Origin of the sequence: Actinomadura kijaniata NBRC 14229 (assembly GCF_001552175.1) — a bacterium.
GTDB lineage: Bacteria > Actinomycetota > Actinomycetes > Streptosporangiales > Streptosporangiaceae > Spirillospora > Spirillospora kijaniata.
Genome location: NZ_BCQR01000310.1, coordinates 1 through 4,313, shown reverse-complemented (window position 1 = coordinate 4,313; position 4,313 = coordinate 1). Strand labels below are relative to the sequence as shown.

Here is a 4,313-nt window from a genome sequence, read left to right as displayed (position 1 = left end):
GCGGCGGCCCGGCCGGAACGTGCGGCGGACCCATCGGCGCGGGCGGGTGCGGCGGCCCGGCGTCCAGCGGCGTGTCGGAGGGCGGGGCGACCCCGTCGCCCGGCGGCGGTCCCATCGGCGCGGGCATGGGGGACGGTCCCGTGTCCAGCGGTGTGTCGGCGGCGGACGTCCCGCCCGCGCGGGCCGGGACGTCGTCGCGCGTGTCCGCGGGCGGCGTGTCGGCGTGCCCCGTGGTTGCGTGCTCCGTGGTTGGGCGCTCCGTGGTTGGGCGCTCCGTGGTTGCGTGCTCCGTGTTGGTGTGCTCCGTGTTGGAGTGTTCCGTGTCGGAGGCCGGTGGCTCCTCCGCGTGCGGCGTCTCCGGGTGCTCGGCGTGTCCGATGTCCTCGTGCTTCGCGTCCGTCCGCGCCGCGTCCGTGGACGTGTCCGCCGCGGGCGGCGGCTCGTCGGCGTGTTCGGGCTCGCCCGGCGGCGCCTCAACAACGGACGCCTCGCCCTCCGGGACCGGAGGGGGCGGGTCGGGGTCGCCGGGGAACGTCGCGTGGGCCAGCAGCCGGTCGACGATCTCGGGGGTGAGCCAGTCCGGCTCGGGGGCTCCGGTCCCGTGCTCCAGCGACGCGATGATCTGCTCGGGGCTCGGGCGTTCGGCGGGGACGTCGGCCAGGCAGCGTTCCAGCAGGGGCCGCACGTCGGGCGGGCACTCGGCCAGCCCGTCGCCCTCGTACTGCCGCCCGGTGGCCGCGTAGAAGACGACGCCGCCGAGCGCCAGGATGTCGGCGTCCACCGAACCGGCCGGGGCGACGCCGTAGCCGGTGACGCGCGGACCGTCCTGCGCCAGCAGGACCGAGGAGGGCATGAGCCGCCCGTGGACGACGCCCGCCGCGTGGATGTCGCGCAGCGCCTCGGCGATCCCGCCCATCAGGATCCGCACCGCCCGCGCGGGCAGCGGCCCCGACTCCACGACCACCTGCGCCAGCGACGGCCCGGCCACGTACTCGGTCGCCACCCACGGCTGCGGCGCGTCGGCGTGGAAGTCCACGACCGGCGCGACCCGCCGTCCGCCGACCCGCCGCGCGGCGGCCATGTCCTTGCGGAACCGCTCCCGGAACACCGGGTCCCGCAGCGCCTCGGGCCGCACCACCCACACGGCCAGCCGCCGCCCGCTGTCGGTGGTGGCCAGGTACACCCACCCCCGGCCGCTGGCCTCCATCCGCGCGAGCACCCGGTACCCGCCGACCAGCAGCGGATCGCCGGGCGCGAGCGGCTGAAAGGGCGGACTGTTCATCATGGCGGCCTCCCGGGTGGTCAGCCGATTATCGCGCCTCCACCGGGCCCGGTGGCCAGTCGGCGGCCGCCCGCTACCCCTCAGTAGGATCCGGGCATGGACTTCGCGACCGCTGATCTGATCGACGACTTCGGGGACGAGCTGCGCAGCTGCGAGACGCAGTTCCGGCAGTACGGGGCGCGCACGCGGTTCGCCGGGCAGGTGGTCACCGTGCGCTGCGACCGCGACAACGGCCTGGTGAAGAAGCTGCTCAACAGCCCCGGCGAGGGCCGGGTGCTGGTCGTGGACGGCGGCGGGTCGCTGGCCTCGGCGCTGATGGGCGACATGATCGGCGCCGCGGCCGTCGCCAACGGCTGGTCCGGCGTGGTCATCAACGGCGCGGTCCGCGACGTCGTCGAGCTGGCCGGGCTCGACCTCGGCGCGAAGGCCCTGGGGTCCAACCCGCGCAAGAGCGCCAAGGACGGCGCGGGCGAGGTGGACGTGCCGGTGACGTTCGGCGGCGTGGAGTTCCGCCCCGGCGACTGGCTCTACAGCGACGAGGACGGCATCGTCGTCGCCGGACGCGACCTGCTCGGCGCCTAGGGCCCGCTTCGAAGCGGGCCCGGCCACGCGCGAGTGCGCTACGGCGCCCGAACCGCCCGGCCGGACGCCCCGGCGGCCCGGCCACGCGCGCGAGCGCGTGACCTGGCCTGCGGGCCCGAGGCCGGAGGCGAGGGCCCGCAGGTCAGATCGCGAAGCGATGTCGCGCTCGCCAAGACCTGGTGAGGTGCGAGCCCCCCGGGCGAGCGCCGTAGGCCAGGGCTTTTGCGACACAGCCTGGACGCGGGAACGCCCCGCCGGTGCGCGGCGGGGCGTTCCTGCTGTTCAGCGGGTTTCGGCGACGGTCTTCAGGTCGTTCAGCCAGGCGGTCAGCGAGGCGTCCAGCGCGGCCCGCGTCCCCTCGGGGTCGGCCTCGACCGGCGGGCCCGCCCACGACTCCTCGGTGACGACCCGCGTCCCGTCGCCCTCGGGCAGGAACGTCCACACGTGCTCGCCCTCGATGCCGTGCGCCGGGCCGCCCCACAGGATGCGGCGTCCGGGCTCCAGCGCCCGGACGGTCGAGGTGATGTCCAGGCCGTGGGTGAGCCAGGTGAACGTCGCCCCCTCGCGCAGCGGGCCGTTCAGCGCGGCCTCGTCGATCCCGGTGTTCCAGGCCGGCCAGGCGTCGACGGCGGTGTGCAGGTTCCAGACGGTCTCCGGCGGGGCCGCGACGACGATCTCGTGGCGGACGACGACGGGTGCGGTACGGTCGATGTCGATCATGATGGGGTTCCTTCCGTGGGGGCGGGTCAGCGGCCGAGGTCGGCGTCGGGGATCCAGGAGCCGTGGATCCCGGCGGGCACGCGGCGGGGCAGCTCGACGGCGGCCACCGGGTCGCGGCCCAGGTCACGCGCGTCGAGCACGAGCAACCGGGAGGCGTCGCGGGCCAGGTCGCTGACGATCGTCAGCAGGTAGCCGTCGTCCTCGGCGGTCGCCCCGGCGGCCGGGACGAACACCGCCTCGCCCGGCATCCGGTCCGCGCCCATCGGCAGTAGCTGCCGCGTGCCGGTGGCGGTGTCGTACTTGACGACGGCGTGCTCGCGCAGGCCCGCGCCGGGGAACGCGATGGCGTACCCGTACCGGCTGGCCCGCCCGGTGTACTCGTCGTTGATCGACGGGAACTCGGTGACCAGCCCGTCGAGCGTCTCCTCGGTGGCCCGGCCGGTCGCGGGGTCGAGGACCCAGCGGTGCAGGACGGCCCCGGCGTTCGGGGTGGGGCCGTGGCCGGGCGAGCCGATCCACCACTTCCACGAGCCCTCCCACGCGGCGCGGTCGTAGCGCGGGCCCTCCACGACGATCCGGCCCGCCGCGTCGACGTGGGCGTTGGTGACGTGCAGCAGCGCGCCCGGCTCGACCTCGAACCAGGTCACCTTCGCCGGTCCGGTGCGCGGCATGACCCCGATGCGGGCCGGGTAGCCGTCGCTCCAGCGGTAGGGGATGCCCGACTGCTCGGCGTGGTCGAACACCACCGGCATGTCCAGCCACACCACGTGCTCGGTGGTGATCGCGAAGTCGTGCATCAGCGACGGCCCGGCCCCGTCGACCACCTCGGCGCGGGTGATCTCCCCGGCGGCCGAGGCGACGTAGTAGGTGAGGTACGGCGGGAACGGCGAGTACCCGAAGAAGTGCAGCTCGCCGGTGACCGGGTCCTCCTTGGGGTGGGCGGTCATCGCGGTGGTGAGGCGGCCGCCGAAGTCGTGGGCGCCGACCGTGTCGAGCTCGGGCGTCACCTCGAACGGCAGGTTGGCCTCCTGGAGGGCCAGGATGCGGCCCGCGTGCTCGATGACGTGGGTGGCCGCGCCGCTGGCCGCGAGGTTCGGGACGCCGTCGGCCCCGATGTAGGGGACGCCGTCCAGGGCGGGCGTGCGGACCCAGCGGTTGCGGTACCACTCGGCGCGGCCGTTCCGCAGCCGCAGCCCGTGGATCATGCCCGCGCCCTTGAACCAGTGGGTGGGGACGTCGCCGGGCCTGGGGTTGTGGCCGTTGCGGAAGTAGCGGCCCGACAGCTCCGGCGGCAGCGTGCCGTGGACCGTCAGCTCGTGGGAGGTGGTCTCGTCGGGGACGGGCGCGAAGTGGTCGCTGATGTAGGGCTTGGTCATCGTGGTCTCCATGGGGGCGGAACCGGCGGTCATGAGGTGCTCCTCGTCGTGGTGAGGGTGAACAGGGAGGTCAGGGCGGCGATGGCCGCCGCGGTGAGGAACGCCGCGCGGTATCCGGCCGGGCCGGCGTGCCCGGCCGCGACGGCGGTGAGGGCGGCGAGGCCGACGGCCCCGCCGAGCTGCCGGGCGGTGTTGACCAGGCCCCCGGCGAGCCCGGAGTCGGCGGGCGCGACCCCGCGCGCCGACAGCCCGGTCAGGTGGACGAACGCGATGCCGATCCCGGCGCCGGCCAGCAGCGACGGGCCCAGCAGGTCGGCGGGGAACGTGCCGTCGGCGGGGGCGCGGGCGAGCCA

The 4,313-nt window shown here is 75.5% G+C and carries 4 protein-coding genes and 1 pseudogene; 1 reads left to right on the top strand and 4 read right to left on the bottom strand.

The genetic code is table 11. The features are described 5' to 3' along the window. A partial coding sequence (locus tag AKI01S_RS48240) for a protein kinase domain-containing protein (RefSeq protein ID WP_439951719.1) occupies positions 1 to 1,285 on the bottom strand: 1,285 nt, incomplete at its 3' end. Positions 1,286 to 1,378: 93 nt separating this feature from the next. On the opposite strand from AKI01S_RS48240, the gene rraA reads away from it, so the two are divergent. Continuing rightward, positions 1,379 to 1,864 carry a ribonuclease E activity regulator RraA gene (gene rraA, locus AKI01S_RS48235; protein WP_067833790.1) on the top strand — a complete coding sequence of 162 codons (486 nt, stop codon included), beginning with the start codon at positions 1,379 to 1,381 and terminating at the stop codon, positions 1,862 to 1,864. 282 nt (positions 1,865 to 2,146) lie between these two features. Here rraA and AKI01S_RS48230 read toward each other — a convergent pair whose 3' ends face one another. The 3 genes and pseudogenes from AKI01S_RS48230 to AKI01S_RS52425 form a co-directional block, all read right to left on the bottom strand. Then, positions 2,147 to 2,584: an SRPBCC family protein gene (locus AKI01S_RS48230; RefSeq protein ID WP_067833787.1), complete on the bottom strand. Its 438-nt coding sequence runs from the start codon at positions 2,582 to 2,584 to the stop codon at positions 2,147 to 2,149. Between the two features lie 26 nt (positions 2,585 to 2,610). Continuing rightward, on the bottom strand, positions 2,611 to 3,993 hold the full coding sequence (locus AKI01S_RS48225; RefSeq protein WP_245682101.1) for a carotenoid oxygenase family protein: 1,383 nt from the start codon (positions 3,991 to 3,993) through the stop codon (positions 2,611 to 2,613). Beyond that, positions 3,990 to 4,313 (bottom strand): annotated as a pseudogene (locus AKI01S_RS52425) (MFS transporter); the annotation flags it as partial. The pseudogene AKI01S_RS52425 and the gene AKI01S_RS48225, both read right to left, overlap by 4 nt.

What these genes read in the sequence shown, in the direction of transcription:
- rraA (WP_067833790.1), top strand. Translation starts at nt 1,379, where the DNA reads ATGGACTTCGCGACCGCTGATCTGATCGACGACTTCGGGGACGAGCTG.
- AKI01S_RS48230 (WP_067833787.1), bottom strand. Translation starts at nt 2,584, where the DNA reads ATGATCGACATCGACCGTACCGCACCCGTCGTCGTCCGCCACGAGATC.
- AKI01S_RS48225 (WP_245682101.1), bottom strand. Translation starts at nt 3,993, where the DNA reads ATGACCGCCGGTTCCGCCCCCATGGAGACCACGATGACCAAGCCCTAC.